At 52.7% G+C, this 13,717-nt stretch carries 17 protein-coding genes; 16 read left to right on the top strand and 1 reads right to left on the bottom strand.

From position 1 onward, the window contains the following. Window positions 1-187: 187 nt before the first annotated feature. From G9Q38_RS00425 to G9Q38_RS00395, 7 genes are all read left to right on the top strand, one after another. Entirely contained in the window at window positions 188-1,234 is a 1,047-nt protein-coding gene (locus G9Q38_RS00425) for a TRAP transporter substrate-binding protein (protein WP_166126656.1), read from the top strand. Further along, the gene (locus tag G9Q38_RS00420; protein ID WP_166126653.1) at window positions 1,231-1,731 is read left to right on the top strand and encodes a TRAP transporter small permease; all 501 of its coding nucleotides are present in this window, start codon (window positions 1,231-1,233) and stop codon (window positions 1,729-1,731) included. Before G9Q38_RS00425 ends, G9Q38_RS00420 begins: the two co-directional genes overlap by 4 nt. After that, entirely contained in the window at window positions 1,728-3,056 is a 1,329-nt protein-coding gene (locus G9Q38_RS00415) for a TRAP transporter large permease (protein ID WP_166126650.1), read from the top strand. Before G9Q38_RS00420 ends, G9Q38_RS00415 begins: the two co-directional genes overlap by 4 nt. Then, on the top strand, window positions 3,007-3,264 hold the full coding sequence (locus tag G9Q38_RS00410; protein ID WP_440971564.1) for a 2-hydroxymuconate tautomerase family protein: 258 nt from the start codon (window positions 3,007-3,009) through the stop codon (window positions 3,262-3,264). Before G9Q38_RS00415 ends, G9Q38_RS00410 begins: the two co-directional genes overlap by 50 nt. A 20-nt stretch (window positions 3,265-3,284) precedes the next feature. Continuing rightward, a complete protein-coding gene (locus tag G9Q38_RS00405; RefSeq protein ID WP_166126645.1) occupies window positions 3,285-4,496 on the top strand; it encodes a LysR family transcriptional regulator in 1,212 nt (403 codons plus the stop codon). 89 nt (window positions 4,497-4,585) lie between these two features. Beyond that, a complete protein-coding gene (locus tag G9Q38_RS00400) occupies window positions 4,586-5,032 on the top strand; it encodes a carboxymuconolactone decarboxylase family protein (RefSeq protein WP_114419484.1) in 447 nt (148 codons plus the stop codon). A gap of 29 nt (window positions 5,033-5,061) precedes the next feature. Next, window positions 5,062-5,466: a RidA family protein gene (locus tag G9Q38_RS00395; RefSeq protein ID WP_166126642.1), complete on the top strand. Its 405-nt coding sequence runs from the start codon at window positions 5,062-5,064 to the stop codon at window positions 5,464-5,466. A gap of 72 nt (window positions 5,467-5,538) precedes the next feature. Here the strand turns inward: G9Q38_RS00395 and G9Q38_RS00390 are convergent, their stop codons facing one another. Next, on the bottom strand, window positions 5,539-6,249 hold the full coding sequence (locus G9Q38_RS00390) for a GntR family transcriptional regulator (RefSeq protein WP_166126640.1): 711 nt from the start codon (window positions 6,247-6,249) through the stop codon (window positions 5,539-5,541). Between the two features lie 95 nt (window positions 6,250-6,344). On the opposite strand from G9Q38_RS00390, the gene G9Q38_RS00385 reads away from it, so the two are divergent. From G9Q38_RS00385 to G9Q38_RS00345, 9 genes are all read left to right on the top strand, one after another. Continuing rightward, window positions 6,345-6,653, top strand: coding sequence for a hypothetical protein (locus G9Q38_RS00385; protein ID WP_119441461.1), 309 nt, complete (start codon window positions 6,345-6,347; stop codon window positions 6,651-6,653). 2 nt (window positions 6,654-6,655) lie between these two features. Further along, window positions 6,656-7,504, top strand: a complete 849-nt coding sequence (locus G9Q38_RS00380) for a DODA-type extradiol aromatic ring-opening family dioxygenase (protein ID WP_166126637.1) — start codon at window positions 6,656-6,658, stop codon at window positions 7,502-7,504. 10 nt (window positions 7,505-7,514) lie between these two features. After that, entirely contained in the window at window positions 7,515-8,162 is a 648-nt protein-coding gene (locus G9Q38_RS00375) for a cysteine hydrolase family protein (RefSeq protein WP_166126635.1), read from the top strand. Between the two features lie 47 nt (window positions 8,163-8,209). Next, window positions 8,210-9,394, top strand: a complete 1,185-nt coding sequence (locus G9Q38_RS00370) for an ABC transporter substrate-binding protein (RefSeq protein WP_166126632.1) — start codon at window positions 8,210-8,212, stop codon at window positions 9,392-9,394. Window positions 9,395-9,467: 73 nt separating this feature from the next. Beyond that, complete coding sequence (locus tag G9Q38_RS00365) at window positions 9,468-10,343, top strand: branched-chain amino acid ABC transporter permease (protein ID WP_114419490.1); 876 nt, start codon at window positions 9,468-9,470, stop codon at window positions 10,341-10,343. Continuing rightward, complete coding sequence (locus G9Q38_RS00360; protein ID WP_166126629.1) at window positions 10,343-11,347, top strand: branched-chain amino acid ABC transporter permease; 1,005 nt, start codon at window positions 10,343-10,345, stop codon at window positions 11,345-11,347. The genes G9Q38_RS00365 and G9Q38_RS00360 overlap by 1 nt, the downstream gene beginning before the upstream one ends. Further along, on the top strand, window positions 11,340-12,083 hold the full coding sequence (locus G9Q38_RS00355) for an ABC transporter ATP-binding protein (RefSeq protein ID WP_228276160.1): 744 nt from the start codon (window positions 11,340-11,342) through the stop codon (window positions 12,081-12,083). The genes G9Q38_RS00360 and G9Q38_RS00355 overlap by 8 nt, the downstream gene beginning before the upstream one ends. Further along, window positions 12,073-12,780, top strand: a complete 708-nt coding sequence (locus tag G9Q38_RS00350; protein WP_166126625.1) for an ABC transporter ATP-binding protein — start codon at window positions 12,073-12,075, stop codon at window positions 12,778-12,780. The genes G9Q38_RS00355 and G9Q38_RS00350 overlap by 11 nt, the downstream gene beginning before the upstream one ends. A gap of 21 nt (window positions 12,781-12,801) precedes the next feature. Beyond that, a complete protein-coding gene (locus tag G9Q38_RS00345; RefSeq protein ID WP_166126622.1) occupies window positions 12,802-13,686 on the top strand; it encodes a creatininase family protein in 885 nt (294 codons plus the stop codon). The last annotated feature ends 31 nt before the right edge of the window (window positions 13,687-13,717 follow it).

Genomic DNA, 13,717 nt, shown 5'->3' with positions numbered 1-13,717 from the left:
ACACGTGGGTGTGTGAATTCAATAAAAACTACCGTGCATATAAAGCTTATAGACAGCGTTAAAAGTATTTTGGTATCGACTCGGTAAAGCGTTTGGCGCAAGAATAGGCGTTTTGCCGTTACTATGCCAAAGTTCAAGCACCAGTGGCATTGACCCAGTGTAATAACGATTTATCAACGGAGGCTTCATGAAGAACATCATTAGTCGCACATTATTGAGCTTGTTGGTTGCAGGTGGTTTTGCCGCCCAAGCCAATGCAGCAGAAAAAGTAACTCTTAAAGTTGCGCACTTCCTGCCGACTGCATCGATCGCCCATTGGGACATGATCGAGCCTTGGTGCGAGAAGATCAACAAAGAATCTGAAGGTCGTCTCGAATGCCAGATCTATCCCGCGATGCAGTTGGGTGGTACGCCTCCCCAATTGCTGACCCAGGCGCGCGACGGTGTGGCGGATATCGTTTGGACACTGCCAGGCTACACGCCGGGTCGTTTCCCCGTTTCTGAAGTGTTTGAGCTGCCGTTCTTCGCGCCCGATCACCAACAGACAACGCGCGCTTTGTGGGACTTCTCTGAAAAGCATGCATTCAAAAGCGAGTTTGCAGGCCTGAAGCCTATTGGTATTTGGGTTAATGGTCCTAACTATTTCCACTTGCGCGACAAGGAAGTTAAAACGGTTGAAGGTTTGCAAGGCCTGAAAATCCGTGCAGCTTCGCGTATGAGCAATAACTTTCTCGCCGCTGTCGGCGCCAATGCCATGGGCATGCCGTTGCCACAGGCTGTTGAAGGTATTTCCAAAGGCGTACTCGATGGCCTGATGGTGCCTTGGGAAGTTGTGCCCGCTGTGAAGCTCGACGAACTCACCAAGTATCACGCCGAGATCAAAGACGAGCAGGGTAACGGCATGGCGACATCAACCATGATTTACGTTATGAACAAGGCCAAGTACGACAGCCTGCCCGATGACCTCAAAAAAGTCATCGATAATAATAGCGGTGCCGATACTTCCGCCTGGATCGCCAGTCGTTTCGAAGCGGCCGATGTAAAAGGTCGTGAAGCAGCCGAGAAAGCCGGTGGTGTTGTTTACTCTTGGTCTCCAGAGGAAGTGAACAAGCTTAAAGGCGCCTCTTCTCAAGTCGCACAGCAGTGGATTGACGACATGACCAGCAAAGGCATGAACGGCCAGGCCCTGTATGACGATGCGCGCGCATTGGTGGAAAAATACAATAAAAAATGAGTGTTCCAATCATTTCGCAAGTACGTAAGTACGTAGAAGGCTTTTGTGCTGTACTCGCGGGGGTGGGCTTCTTCCTGTTCATAGGGGAAGCCCTTCTTTCCGTTACAAGCATTATTGGCCGTAACGTAATCGACTACGGTGTGCCCGGCGATTATGAACTCGTGCAGTTGATTACCGCAGTCGCCATTGCCATGTGCCTCCCCTATTGTGAATTCAAGCGCGGGCATGTGTTCGTTGATTTCTTTACTTTATGGGCATCCGACAAGCTTAAGCGCATTCTCGACGCGTTTGCGGCGCTTATCCTCGCCGTTGTCGCCTTTCTCATTGCCTGGCGTACTTACGTCGGCATGTTTGAAATTCGCGATTACGCTGAAACCACAATGGTATTGAATGTGCCGGTTTGGTGGGCATACATTGCTTTACCTATTTGCTTTTCTCTGTTGGGCATTGCCGCGTTATTCAATTTTCATCTCGAATGCACAAAGCGTAACTCATGACTAGTGTTCAAATTGGGCTGGCAATGCTGGCCTTTATGATGGTGCTGCTCGCACTGCGGGTTCATATTGGTATTTCCATGTTTCTGGCCGGTGCGATCGGTTATGTGTGGATAACCGGGCTTGATCCGCTGTTGTCGGTCCTTAAGCATGCGCCATTCTCCCGGTTTTCTCTGTACGACCTGTCGGTTGTGCCGTTGTTCCTGCTGATGGGGCAGTTTGCCACGCATGGTGGTTTGTCTCGCGCGTTGTTTAAAGCGGCAAACTCGTTCATCGGGCATTGGCGTGGCGGTATGGCGATGGCCGGCGTGGGTGCGTGTGCAAGTTTCGGCGCTATTTGCGGTTCGTCGCTGGCAACGGCGGCAACCATGACTCAGGTCGTGTTGCCGGAATTGCGTCGTCACCAGTATGCCCCTTCTTTGGCAGCGGGCTCTATTGCGGCAGGCGGTACCTTGGGAATTTTGATTCCCCCGTCGGTGCCGTTGGTTATTTATGCCATTATGGCGCAGCAAAACATCGCCAAGCTGTTTATGGCGGCGCTGATTCCAGGCATTCTTGCGGCGATCGGTTACATGATTGTTATCGGCATCGTGGTGCGCCGCAATCCCGGCGTGGGCGGGCCCGGCGTTCAACCGCACACGTGGCGCGAGCGTATGCAAACGCTGGCTAAAACGTGGCCGGTGGTGCTTATTTTCCTCGTGGTGATTGGCGGTATTTATGGGGGCATCTTTACGCCTACCGAAGCAGCCGCTGTGGGCGTGTTGGCCACAGGAGCTGTGGCATGGAAGTCCGGTGGGCTGAAAAACGGCGGCTTAACAGACAGCATTGCCGGAACGGCCAAAGGCACGGGTATGATCTTTTTGATCTTGATCGGTGCCGACATGCTGAATTCCCTGATGGCGGTCAGCCAGATTCCCAACGTCACCTCCGACTGGGTTCAAACACTGGGCATTCACCCTATCGGCGTGATGCTGGTGCTGATCCTTATCTACGTGCTGTTGGGTTGCGTGATGGACAGCCTGTCCATGATTCTGATCACTATTCCGATTTTCCTGCCTATCGTGATGGGGCTCGAATTTTACGGTTTGGCGCCCGATGAAAAAGCCATCTGGTTTGGGGTGATTGCGCTGGTTGCCATGGAAATGGGGCTGATAACGCCACCGGTGGGTATGAATGTTTACATTATTAACGGCATTGCCAAAGACGTCCCCATGGCAACAATTTTCAAGGGGGTTGTGCCATTTATTATGTCCGACCTGGTTCGTTTGGCCCTGATGGTTGGCTTGCCTTCCATTACGCTCGGCCTGCTTTGGCTGTTCCCCAATTAATAAGGATTTGAACATGCCTATTGCCAGACTCTCCATTATGGAAGGCCGCAGCGACGAAGACGTTGCCAAGCTGATTGCCGCGGTTACTGAAGCGATACATGCGTCTTTGGATGCGCCTCATCAGAACATTCGTGTTTTGGTTGATGAGGTTCCGCGCACCCATTGGGGGATTGCCGGTGTTTCTGCGGCAGAGCGCGGGGAGCGCTAGCGCTCCCCGGCTTTTCAATCATGCTTCCGGCCCCAAAACATCTTCGGGCGTTTCACGCCATTTGCAAAGAGGGCAGCATGAAAAGAGCGGGAGACGTTCTGCGTCGTTCCCGCTCTTCCGTTTCTCATGCCATCGACGAATTGGAGTCGGAAATTGGCTTCAGTCTTTTCGAGCGCAATGCGCATGGCATGTTGCTAACGGAATTCGGCAATATCCTGTATCGGCGTGTTGATTTTGCTTTTCAGGAAATGGCAGTAGCACGCCGCAGCCTTGAGACACTTCATGCAAACCAGATGTTGTCACCCAATGCGCCTATTTTCTCGCTGGCGGTAAGTCAACAACGTATCAATATTTTTCTTGCTTTTGCGCAGCTACGCCATATGAGTGCAGCGGCCCGGGAGCTTGGTGTTTCGCAGCCCGCTGTCAGCATGGCGTTGCGTGACCTTGAGCAAAGCATTGGCGTTCCTTTGTATGAGCAGGTTGCCGGAACGTTTCGCTTTACTCGTTCCGGTGATATTTTGTTGAACCACCTTAAACGGGCTTTGGTTCAGTTACGGCTTGCCCGGGTTGAAATGAATCGCGTAAAGGGGCAATTCGAGGGAAGTATTGCGGTGGGTGCCTTGCCGTTTGGCGGCGCCAGCATTCTACCCCCGGCTATTTCGCGTTTGTTGGCTTCTTATCCGCAATTAAAAATTTCAACGCATGAAGGCTCGTTCGATACGCTGGTAGCGGGTTTGTGGTGCGGTGACCTGGATTTGGTTGTGGGCGCGCTTCAACCCCTGGAGCAGCATGCCGGCCTGGTCAGTGAACGTTTGTTCGACGATCCGATTGTGGTCGTTGCGCGTGCCGATCACCCTTTGGCACAACAGCGCAATGTGACGTTGGAAGATGTCGTTAAAGCGGGCTGGGTATTGCCTGCCGGAGGGACTCCGACACGCGAAGCATTGTTTTCCGCCCTTCAGCAAAAGGGCGTTAATTGTCCCAAGGTATCGGTTGAGTCGTCCGATGCCTCCACGATTCGTGGGTTGTTGTTGGAAAGCAATCTCATCAGCGCCGGTGCCAGGCGTTTATTTCACCACGACTTGCAATCGGGTGCGCTGGTTCGTTTGGCTGATGATTATCCTATTGCCCAGCGATCGATTGGCATTCTTACTCGAACGCAAGCGCATTCGTCACCGCTTGCGCAACTATTGATGGATGAAATTCGTCTTATCGCGCAATCGGTTTCATGACAAATCCATCAATTTCATGTACAGTTTAATATCGATTTTTTTATATTAAATCGATTGTTTTTTGGTGTTAATAGAACTTAAGGATTCCTATGCTTCCCCCACGTATAGACAAAGAAATTGTGCGTCACTCTATTGGTGAATACGCCGATAAGAAAGTAAGCGTCGAGGAGCGCGGCAAGATTTATGAAGAACTTCTGGGATTCGTGCCGCCACGCATTGAAGCGCGCCTGCATGTTACCGGCGCTCTTGATCCTGAAATTGTGGACATGCAGGAACGCATTCGCGAACATGCCATGTACCCAAAATGCTTCGATGTTAAAACGGCGCAGCTGATGCTTTTTGGCATGTTGCTCATGGACGGCAGCGATGCTTCGGTACTGCACGGTATTGCCGCGCGCAAGGCGGGGGCAAGCTGGGAGGAAATGCAAGCGGTTGTGAATCTGTGTTTCCTCTTCCGCGGGATGTCTGCGGCGAATCGCGGCGCGGAACAACTGGCCAGTATCGCCAAGCGCGAGGCCGCTGCTGCTGAAAAATAATTTGCCAACCGTTATTAAAAGGTGTTGTGATGCCGAAAGAGATTATTCATAGCCAGTCTGCACCCACGACGGGTTTTACCAATCAGAACACGCCTTCTCCTTTGGCGCAGGCAATTCGTGCCGGTGATTTTCTTTATGTGTCCGGGCAGGGCCCGTTGAACCCTGAAACCAAAGAAGTGGTGTCGGAAGATATTCGTGAACAAACCGTTCAAGTGTTAACCAACCTGCGTTCCGTCTTGGAAGCGGGTGGCGCGACAATGGCTCAGGTGGTGAATATGCGCGTGTGTTTGCGTGATGTGGCCGATTTCCCGGCTTTTAATGAAACGTTTCGCGAGTTTATGCAGGGAGAAAAAACCACACGTACTTGTACAGGTGGGACCCCGCATCGCAAGGGTGTGAATATTGAGGTGGACTGCGTTGCTTATCTGGGTTAAGCGGTAGTTATAAGCCACCCTGTCGTAAAGCAAGGTGTCGAGCGGCGTGTTGGACTCTGGTAAAACCGGGGTTCAACAAGCCGCTTTATCTTTATGCGTTTGCGCAATCTGCTGGTTCAGCGCATTCAGCGCGTAAGCCGATGTACGCTCAATGTGATTGCGCAATAAAGCGCAGGCTTCATCTGCGTTGCGCGTGATAGTTGCGTGGCAAAGCGCTTCATGCTCCTGGCGAACATCGCGGTCAATTGTTGTGTTCTTCAAAAAAATACGGCGATAGCGATCGTTCAGGTCGTGCAGGGTATTACAGAAATGCAATAGCAAGGGCAAATTGCACGCCGCCACCAATTTCCGGTGGAACGCGGCATGCGCTGATTCCCATTGTTTCATTTGATCGCCGTCGATATGGACGCGTTCAATCTTGTTTAGTCGATGCAGGGCGGCGATTACGTCGCCTTCCCATTCGTCGTCGCCCAGGCGAATCGACTCGCGTAAGGCGAAACTTTCCATCTCACAACGCAGGCGGGTAATTTCGGTTAGGTTTGCGGGTGAGGTGGGAGCCACTTTATATCCACGTTGGCCTTCCGCCGCCACATAACCCTCAGCACATAATCTCGACAGCGCTTCTCTTAAAGGGCTTAGACTTACCCCGAACACGCCGCGCAGTTCATCCAGGCGCAATTTCGACCCCGGAATCATCTTGCCGCTGACGATGTTCTCGCGCAGTTTTTCAGCGATAGAGTTTGACAAGGTTTGAGATGGATCAAGCTTTGCGATCGTAGACATGGAAAACCCTTAGGTCAGTTTCTTGACAGGAATTATAAACGACTCTACAGTTCATCGATATTAGCTTAATAAATCGGAATTAGGAGAAAAAATCGATGGGAATTCAGAATGTCGACCGGACATTGCCGTCGAATCAAATGGTTTTTGAGCTGCGTCGCGATGCCGAGAAGTTTCGCAAATTCCAAAACGACATGGAAGCGTCCATGGAAGATTTCGGTTTGACGCCTGCAGAGCGCGAAGCCTGGCGGAACATGGATATTGCCGGCCTGGGTGCTTTGGGTGTTCATCCGTACTTTTTGCCGCAGGTGAGTCGCTTGTTCAAAGGGGGCGGATACAACCACAACGATAGCGATGCGGCACGCCTGTATGCCGAGAAAATGGGTATTTTGAAGGAAGGGAGCTAAGAATGGCGCAATTAGTTGCAACCATGGGGATTGCGCACGCACCGGGCGTTACCGGTTGGCTTGATCGCGCTCCCAAGGAAGAACAAGACGCGGTGCTGGCCGGCTATGCCGAGTTTGCGCGGCGCATGGAGGCATTAAAGCCCGATGTCATTATTGGCGTGGCGAACGACCACTTGCTGAATTTTCCCATGAGCAATATCCCCGATTTTTGTGTTGGTATTGGTGACCACTGGGACGGCCCCGCACCGTGGTTCAAGGATTGGTTGAATGTGCCCGACTACGCTATCGCAGGCCATCGTGAGATGGCGCGTGCACTGGTGCGTGAGTCGGCCAAGGCGGGCATCAACCATGCCTTCGCTGAGCATCTGCTGTTCGACGATAACTGGTCGGTACCGTTGAAGTTTCTATTTCCCAAATACGATGCCAAGTTTATTCCGATTCACATGAATCCTATTGTGCCGCCCACCCCATCTTCCGGGCGCTGCCTGGAAGTAGGCAAGCAAATTGCGCGAATCGTGCGCGCTTATCCCAGCGACGAGCGTGTGGTTGTGATGGCGACCGGAGGCTTGTCGCACGATCCCGGTGGTGTGGACTACTTCACGGTTCATGAGGATTTTGATCGTTGGTTTATGGGCCTTCTTGAAGAGGGAGATATTGCGCAAGTTGAGCGTGAATTGCCCTTCGAAAAATATCTTGAGGGCGGTGACGGTGGCGGGGGTGAACTGTTGGCCTGGCTGGTCGCAATGGGTGCCGCAGCGGAGGCGGGGCGCCCCAACGCCGAAAGCGTGTTTTATGTTCCGTCCGTTCCGCTGCGTTGTGGCATGGGCGGTTCCTATTGGGATTTAACTTAAGGGGCCTTGCGTGACGGCAACAAAAACAGTTGCACCATTAAGCGAACTGCTCACATCCGGGTCAGCAGCTTTGCTTATTGTTGATATGCAGAATGATTTTTGCGCACCCGGCGGATATATCGACGCGGTAATGGGTAAAGATGTGGCGGCTGCCGCCACGATTTGCGACAACCTGATCGCATTGGTGAGCGCAGCCAGAACGGCGAGTGTACCGGTTATCTGGATCGGTTCTGATTACTCGCCGCAGCGTATTCCCGCTGCGATGCAACGCAAACTCGATCAACGGGCAATTACGGCAGTGTGTTGCGAGCCGGGTACCTGGGGAGCACAGTGGTTCGGGGTCACCCCCATGCCTGACGAAAGTGTGGTTATTAAACATGCGTATAGCGGGTTTTCGAATACCCCGTTACATGGCGTTTTGCAGGAAAAAAACATCGAAACGCTGGTGTTCGCAGGTGTCCAAACGCAAGTGTGTGTCGAGTCCACAGTGCGCGAGGCGCATTCGTTGGGATATATCGCCGCTGTTGTGAAGGATGCGGTTGCGTCGCACACTCCGCCGTTGCATGAAGCCAGCCTGATGAATATGCAGTTTCTTTTTGGGGAGCTTTGTGAAACCACCGATGTGGTGGCGCAGTGGGCTCCCCGGTCATTGTCGTAGCGCATTGTCGAAGCCTGTTGGAATCGGTTTTAATCAAGGAGAATTAAATGAAACGCCGAACCGTTTTGGGCAGCCTTGCTGCCGCCGTACTTGCATTAAGTTCCACTGTAGTTGCTGCACAAGAGAAAAAACCAATCCGCATCGGTGTCATCACCGAAATGTCGGGTCCGTTTGCCGATTATGGTCGACAAGTTCAAACGACTATCGAGGCTTTTCAGAAAGCCAAAGGCGATACGGTGGATGGTCATAAAGTAGAAATTATTTATCGTGATACCACCGGTCCGAATCCGGAAGTGTCGCGCCGCGCCGCTCAGGAACTGGTGTCGGTGGAAAAGGTTGATTTCCTGGCCGGTTTTGGCTTGTCGCCCAACGCCATGGGTGCGGCACCGATTGCAACGGCTTCGAAAACCCCAATGATCATCATGAACGCTGCGGCCACGTCCAGCATTGTGATGCGTTCACCTTATATTGTGCGTGCTTCGTTCACCCTGCCGCAGGTATCTGCGCCGCTGGCTGCCTGGGCCGCTGAAAATGATATTAAAACGGTTTATACGCTTGTGTCGGATTATGGCCCAGGTCTGGATTCGGAAAAAGCTTTCATTAAGGCGTTTGAGGCGGCGGGTGGCAAAGTACTGGGCAGTGTCCGCGCGCCTATGGCCAACCCCGAGTTCGGCCCGTACCTGCAGCGCGCAAGCGATGCCAAGCCCGATGCCATTTTTGCTTTCGTCCCATCCGGCGATACCGGGGTTCAATTGCTTAAGGCTTATGAACAACGCGGTCTGAAGGACCAGGGCATTCAGTTGATTACAACGGGTGACATTACCGATGATGTCTTTCTTGATCGGATTGGTGATGTCGCGCTGGGTCTGGTTACCAGCCACCACTACTCCATGGCGCACGACTCTCCTGAGAACAAGGAGCTGATCAAGGCTTATCAAGATGTTCATGGCCCCGACGCCCGTGTGAACTTTTACATGGCTGCGACTTGGGATGGCATGAATATGATGTATGACATTATTCGTGAGTTGGACGGTAATATTGACGGTGATAAAGCCGTAGAGTTGGCCAAGAACATGAAAATTACCAGCCCGCGTGGTCCCATTGAGTTCGACGAGAACCGCGACGTGGTGCAGAACGTTTACATTCGCCGCGTAGAGAAAGTAGACGGCAAACTGTACAACGTTGAGTTCGACACCATCCCCATGGTGAAAGATCCGGGTAAGGAAGAGTGATCCGGATCACTCGACTTTCTTGTCATTAAAACTGTTCATACACCGTTAAAACTAACAATAAGCGACTAAACCTATGGTGAATTTTATAGGGGTCGTGATTGACGGGGTGTCCTATGGAGCGCTGCTTTTTCTGCTCTCCATAGGGCTGTCAATCACTTTGGGAATGATGGGATTCGTGAACCTGGCCCACACTGCTCTGGCGATGGTGGGCGGTTATTTTGTCGTCAGTTTTACGAATTACCTGGGCTGGCCGTTCAGTATTTCGGTGTTAGCCGCCGTTGTACTGGCCACGTTGGTGGGCATGATTCTTGAGCGTTCACTGTTCCAGTTGGTCTACCGTCGCAGTCCTTTGGCACAAGTGTTGCTCACTATTGGTGTCATGATGATTGTGGGGGCCTCAGTTACCTACTTATGGGGGCCTTCGCTTCAGCTCATTCAAATTCCCGAAGTGCTAACGGGTCGTATTTATCTTGGAGAGGAAATCTCCTTTTCACGTTATCGGCTACTTTTGCTGGTGATCAGTGTTGTACTGTTGATTGTGCTTACGCTGGCTTTAGATAAAACCCGCTTTGGGTCTATGGTGCGGGCGGCGGTGGATAATCAGCGTGTTGCGGCGGCCTTGGGTATTCCCATCCAGAAAGTATTTATGGTGTGCTTTGCGGTAGGCACCGCTTTGGCCGGCCTGGGCGGCGCGCTGGGCGTTGAGGCCCTTGGCCTGGATCCGGCGTTTGCCATTAAGTATCTTGTTCTTGCTTTGCTGGTTGTGGTTGTGGGGGGTGCCGGTTCGGTTAGCGGCACCTTTATTGCTGCCATGGGTTTAGGTTTTTTCGACATTGCCACTAAGTATTACCTGCCAGATTTAGGCTCATTCGCCATGTATGCCATCATGATTCTTATCCTTATGGCACGCCCTCAAGGTTTGCGCGGTCTTAAAACGGGGGGTGTGTAATGCGTTGGACACCGGCCTCCCATCGGGGTGATCCTTTTTATAAATCGTGGCACGCCGCTGAGCTTTTGCTTTGGTTGGCAGCCATCGCGGCGTTTTTCGTCTACCCTAATTATTTACCTCTGGCTACGCTGGTGGTCATTGTGGCGCTGTTTGCGCTGTCACTGGACTTGGCCATGGGTTACGCGGGTATCGTGTCTTTGGGGCACGCTGCTTATTTCGGTTTGGGTGCTTATGTGGCCGCCTGGCTTGGCAAGTATGGCTGGACCGAGCCGATTACCGGCGTGTTGGTTGCCATGGTGGCAAGCGGTTTGTTGGGTTTGATAACGGCTCGTGTGGTTGCGCGGGGCACGGAGCTAAGCTGTTTGCTAGTGACGCTTGGCCTGGGGCTGTTGTTGTTCGAGGCGGCAAATAAAGCCAACGATATTACCGGCGGTATTGACGGTCTGTATGGTGTGGTTATTGCACCGGTGCTGGGCTTGTTTGAGTTCGATTTTGCCGGCAAAACCGGATATTGGTATTCACTTTGTTGGCTTATGTTTGGTTTGCTGGTAGTTCGAAAAATTATTGGCAGCCCGTTGGGCCTTACTTTGCGTGGCATTGGGCTGAACAAGAAGCGAACTGCTGCATTGGGTGTAGACAACAGTCGTGCATTAACCATTGCTTATACGATCTCAACTGCATTGGCGGGTGTGGCCGGCGCACTGCTCACGCAAACCACGCAGTACGTGGCAATCGATGTGCTGGCGTTTCATCGTAGTGCCGATGTGTTAACCATGCTGATTATTGGTGGGGCCGGTTACCTGTATGGCGGTATTCTGGGTGCCGCGGCTTTTATTATTCTGCAAGATTTGCTCTCAGGTATGAATCCTATTTACTGGCAATTCTGGCTGGGTTGGGCGCTGGTGGTGATCGTGTTGTTTTTGCCCGAAGGCGCATTCGGCTCTTTCCAACAGCTCGTTCGCCGCCGCCGGCCCAAGCTAAACAAGGAGCAGGATCGTGCTTGAAATCAGAAACCTGGATCTGCATTTCGGTGCGCTGCATGTTACGAGAGACATTAATCTTACGCTTCCCCGCGGCGCCAGACATGCGCTGATCGGCCCCAACGGAGCCGGAAAAACAACGCTTGTCAATTTGCTCACCGGGCAACTAAAGCCCGACTCGGGCAAGATTTTGCTCGACGATAAAGAGATCACCCGTTTACCGCCGCATCAACGGGCCCGACGTGGGTTGGGGCGTACATACCAAATTAACGCGTTGTTTCGGTCGATGACGCCCGTTGAGGCGGTTTCGCTGGCGATCGCCCAGCGCGACGGCAATGCCTTACGTGTGTTCGGTACGGCCGCGCTTGGGCGTCGCACCGGTGAGGAAGCCCGTGAACTCTTGCAGGCGGTCGGCTTGGGTCAATATATGAATCACATTACGCGAGAGCTGCCTTATGGCGTACAGCGCTTGCTTGAGGTGGCCCTGGCTTTGGCTGGAAAGCCCAAGGTATTGCTGCTGGATGAGCCTGCAGCCGGGGTTTCCACCCAGGCGGGTGATCAGCTTTTCCGTTTAATTGATTCTCTGCCTTCCGATCTGGCCATTTTGCTCATCGAGCACGATATGAGATTGGTATTTCGTTTCGCCAAGCGCATTACGGTGTTGGTCGGAGGCGGGGTGCTTGTGGAAGGTACACCGGAAGAAATTGGAGCCGACCAAAGGGTTCGCGACGTCTATTTGGGGCATAAACATGCTGCTTGAAATCGAAAAGCTGTCGGCCGGGCATGGTGATGCGATTGCCTTGCATGATATTTCTTTGCAGGTCGAGGAAGAGCGGAGCGTTGCCGTATTGGGTCGAAACGGTGCGGGTAAAACCACCTTGCTGGAAACCATAATGGGTTTAACGACGCATTACTCAGGTAACCTCCGATTCCAGGGTGAAATTTTGAACCGGCGTTCGCCGGTTCAACGCGCGCACGCGGGTCTGGGCTGGGTGCCGCAGGAGCGGGAGGCCTTTCCTTCGTTAACCGTGACTGAGAATTTAATGGTGGTGCACCGAGACAAGGGACCGTGGAATCTGGCTAAGGTCTTTACGCTTTTCCCCAGGCTTGAAGAGCGCCAGGCGAATTTGGGCTCGCAATTATCCGGGGGAGAGCAGCAAATGCTGGCGATTGCGCGTGCGCTTATGACCAATCCACGCTTACTTTTGCTCGATGAGCCCATGGAGGGCCTGGCGCCGATTATTGTTGAGGAATTGTCGGCTGCCGTTATGCAGATGACCCGTGAAACGGGGTTGACGACTTTGGTGGTGGAACAGCATCCGATTGTGGCCCTGGCCATGACGCATTCCGCCATTATCCTGGATCAAGGTCACGTGGTTTATTCGGGGCTGAGTGCAGAGCTTAGCCGGGATGAAGCCACAATTGATCGTTATATTGGCGTGGGTCAGGAAAGCTGATTTCATGCCGGGAGTGGTTGTATGTCGCAAGAACGCGTTGTGAATGTCTTTTCCGACACTATTGCCGAGATGACCTGGTTTGAAGTTGACCAGGCGGCCAAAGATGGGGCAATTTTGTTGTGGTCTTTTGGGGTCATTGAACAGCATGGCCCGCATTTGCCCTGTGGCACCGATGTTTACATTCCTCAGGCACGCTTACGGGAAACCAAGAAAATTCTGGCCGAACGGGGTATTCAGGCTTTAATTGTGCCCCCCTACTATTGGGGTATTAACGTTGTTTCCGGCGCCTTCCCGGCTTCCTACAAGGTGCGGCCGGAAATCATGGTTGAACTCATGTCCGACTTATTCGACAGCTTCAAAGGCGATGGCTTTGGTCGGGTGTTTTGTTTTTCCGGGCACGGCGATCGTTTGCACAACCTGACGATTTTCGAAGGCATCAAAAGGGGGGTGGACCGAACGGGTATGGATATCAGTTTCGTGTCTGATACTGCCTTGTTATTGCGCCTGGGTATTCCGTTGAACGACCCGAAAGTGACCGTGCATAAGGCCGGCAGCGGCAAGTTGTTCGGGGCGCTGACGTCTTCACCGTCGGCATTCGATGAAGATGAAGACGCACCACCCAAATTCATTGACGTGCATGCCGGCCAGTGGGAAACATCAATGATGCTGTGCTCGTGTCCCGATCTGGTTCACGACGAGGTGCGTCGAGGTTTGTTGTCAACCGACTTCGGCCCCGAAGATCTGGACGAATGGCGCAAAGGTTTTGAACATGCCCGTGCCAAAACTCCTCAAGGCTATTTGGGCGATCCGGCGGCTGCCAGCCTGGAAGAGGGGCGACGTTCGTTGCGCTTATCGGCTGAGCGGGCGGCGGACGCAATTGAGGAACGCGTCAAGCAGCGCTCGTAATTTCGTTTCAGGCAAGCTTTCCCTTGCACTT

Source organism: Pusillimonas sp. DMV24BSW_D, from assembly GCF_011388195.1.
GTDB lineage: Bacteria > Pseudomonadota > Gammaproteobacteria > Burkholderiales > Burkholderiaceae_B > Neopusillimonas > Neopusillimonas aestuarii.
Note: the sequence above shows the minus strand (reverse complement) of the source record. Positions and strands in the feature narration are given on the sequence as shown.

What these genes read in the sequence shown, in the direction of transcription:
- G9Q38_RS00425 (WP_166126656.1), top strand. Translation starts at nt 188, where the DNA reads ATGAAGAACATCATTAGTCGCACATTATTGAGCTTGTTGGTTGCAGGT.
- G9Q38_RS00420 (WP_166126653.1), top strand. Translation starts at nt 1,231, where the DNA reads ATGAGTGTTCCAATCATTTCGCAAGTACGTAAGTACGTAGAAGGCTTT.
- G9Q38_RS00415 (WP_166126650.1), top strand. Translation starts at nt 1,728, where the DNA reads ATGACTAGTGTTCAAATTGGGCTGGCAATGCTGGCCTTTATGATGGTG.
- G9Q38_RS00405 (WP_166126645.1), top strand. Translation starts at nt 3,285, where the DNA reads ATGCTTCCGGCCCCAAAACATCTTCGGGCGTTTCACGCCATTTGCAAA.
- G9Q38_RS00400 (WP_114419484.1), top strand. Translation starts at nt 4,586, where the DNA reads ATGCTTCCCCCACGTATAGACAAAGAAATTGTGCGTCACTCTATTGGT.
- G9Q38_RS00395 (WP_166126642.1), top strand. Translation starts at nt 5,062, where the DNA reads ATGCCGAAAGAGATTATTCATAGCCAGTCTGCACCCACGACGGGTTTT.
- G9Q38_RS00390 (WP_166126640.1), bottom strand. Translation starts at nt 6,249, where the DNA reads ATGTCTACGATCGCAAAGCTTGATCCATCTCAAACCTTGTCAAACTCT.
- G9Q38_RS00385 (WP_119441461.1), top strand. Translation starts at nt 6,345, where the DNA reads ATGGGAATTCAGAATGTCGACCGGACATTGCCGTCGAATCAAATGGTT.
- G9Q38_RS00380 (WP_166126637.1), top strand. Translation starts at nt 6,656, where the DNA reads ATGGCGCAATTAGTTGCAACCATGGGGATTGCGCACGCACCGGGCGTT.
- G9Q38_RS00370 (WP_166126632.1), top strand. Translation starts at nt 8,210, where the DNA reads ATGAAACGCCGAACCGTTTTGGGCAGCCTTGCTGCCGCCGTACTTGCA.
- G9Q38_RS00365 (WP_114419490.1), top strand. Translation starts at nt 9,468, where the DNA reads ATGGTGAATTTTATAGGGGTCGTGATTGACGGGGTGTCCTATGGAGCG.
- G9Q38_RS00360 (WP_166126629.1), top strand. Translation starts at nt 10,343, where the DNA reads ATGCGTTGGACACCGGCCTCCCATCGGGGTGATCCTTTTTATAAATCG.
- G9Q38_RS00350 (WP_166126625.1), top strand. Translation starts at nt 12,073, where the DNA reads ATGCTGCTTGAAATCGAAAAGCTGTCGGCCGGGCATGGTGATGCGATT.
- G9Q38_RS00345 (WP_166126622.1), top strand. Translation starts at nt 12,802, where the DNA reads ATGTCGCAAGAACGCGTTGTGAATGTCTTTTCCGACACTATTGCCGAG.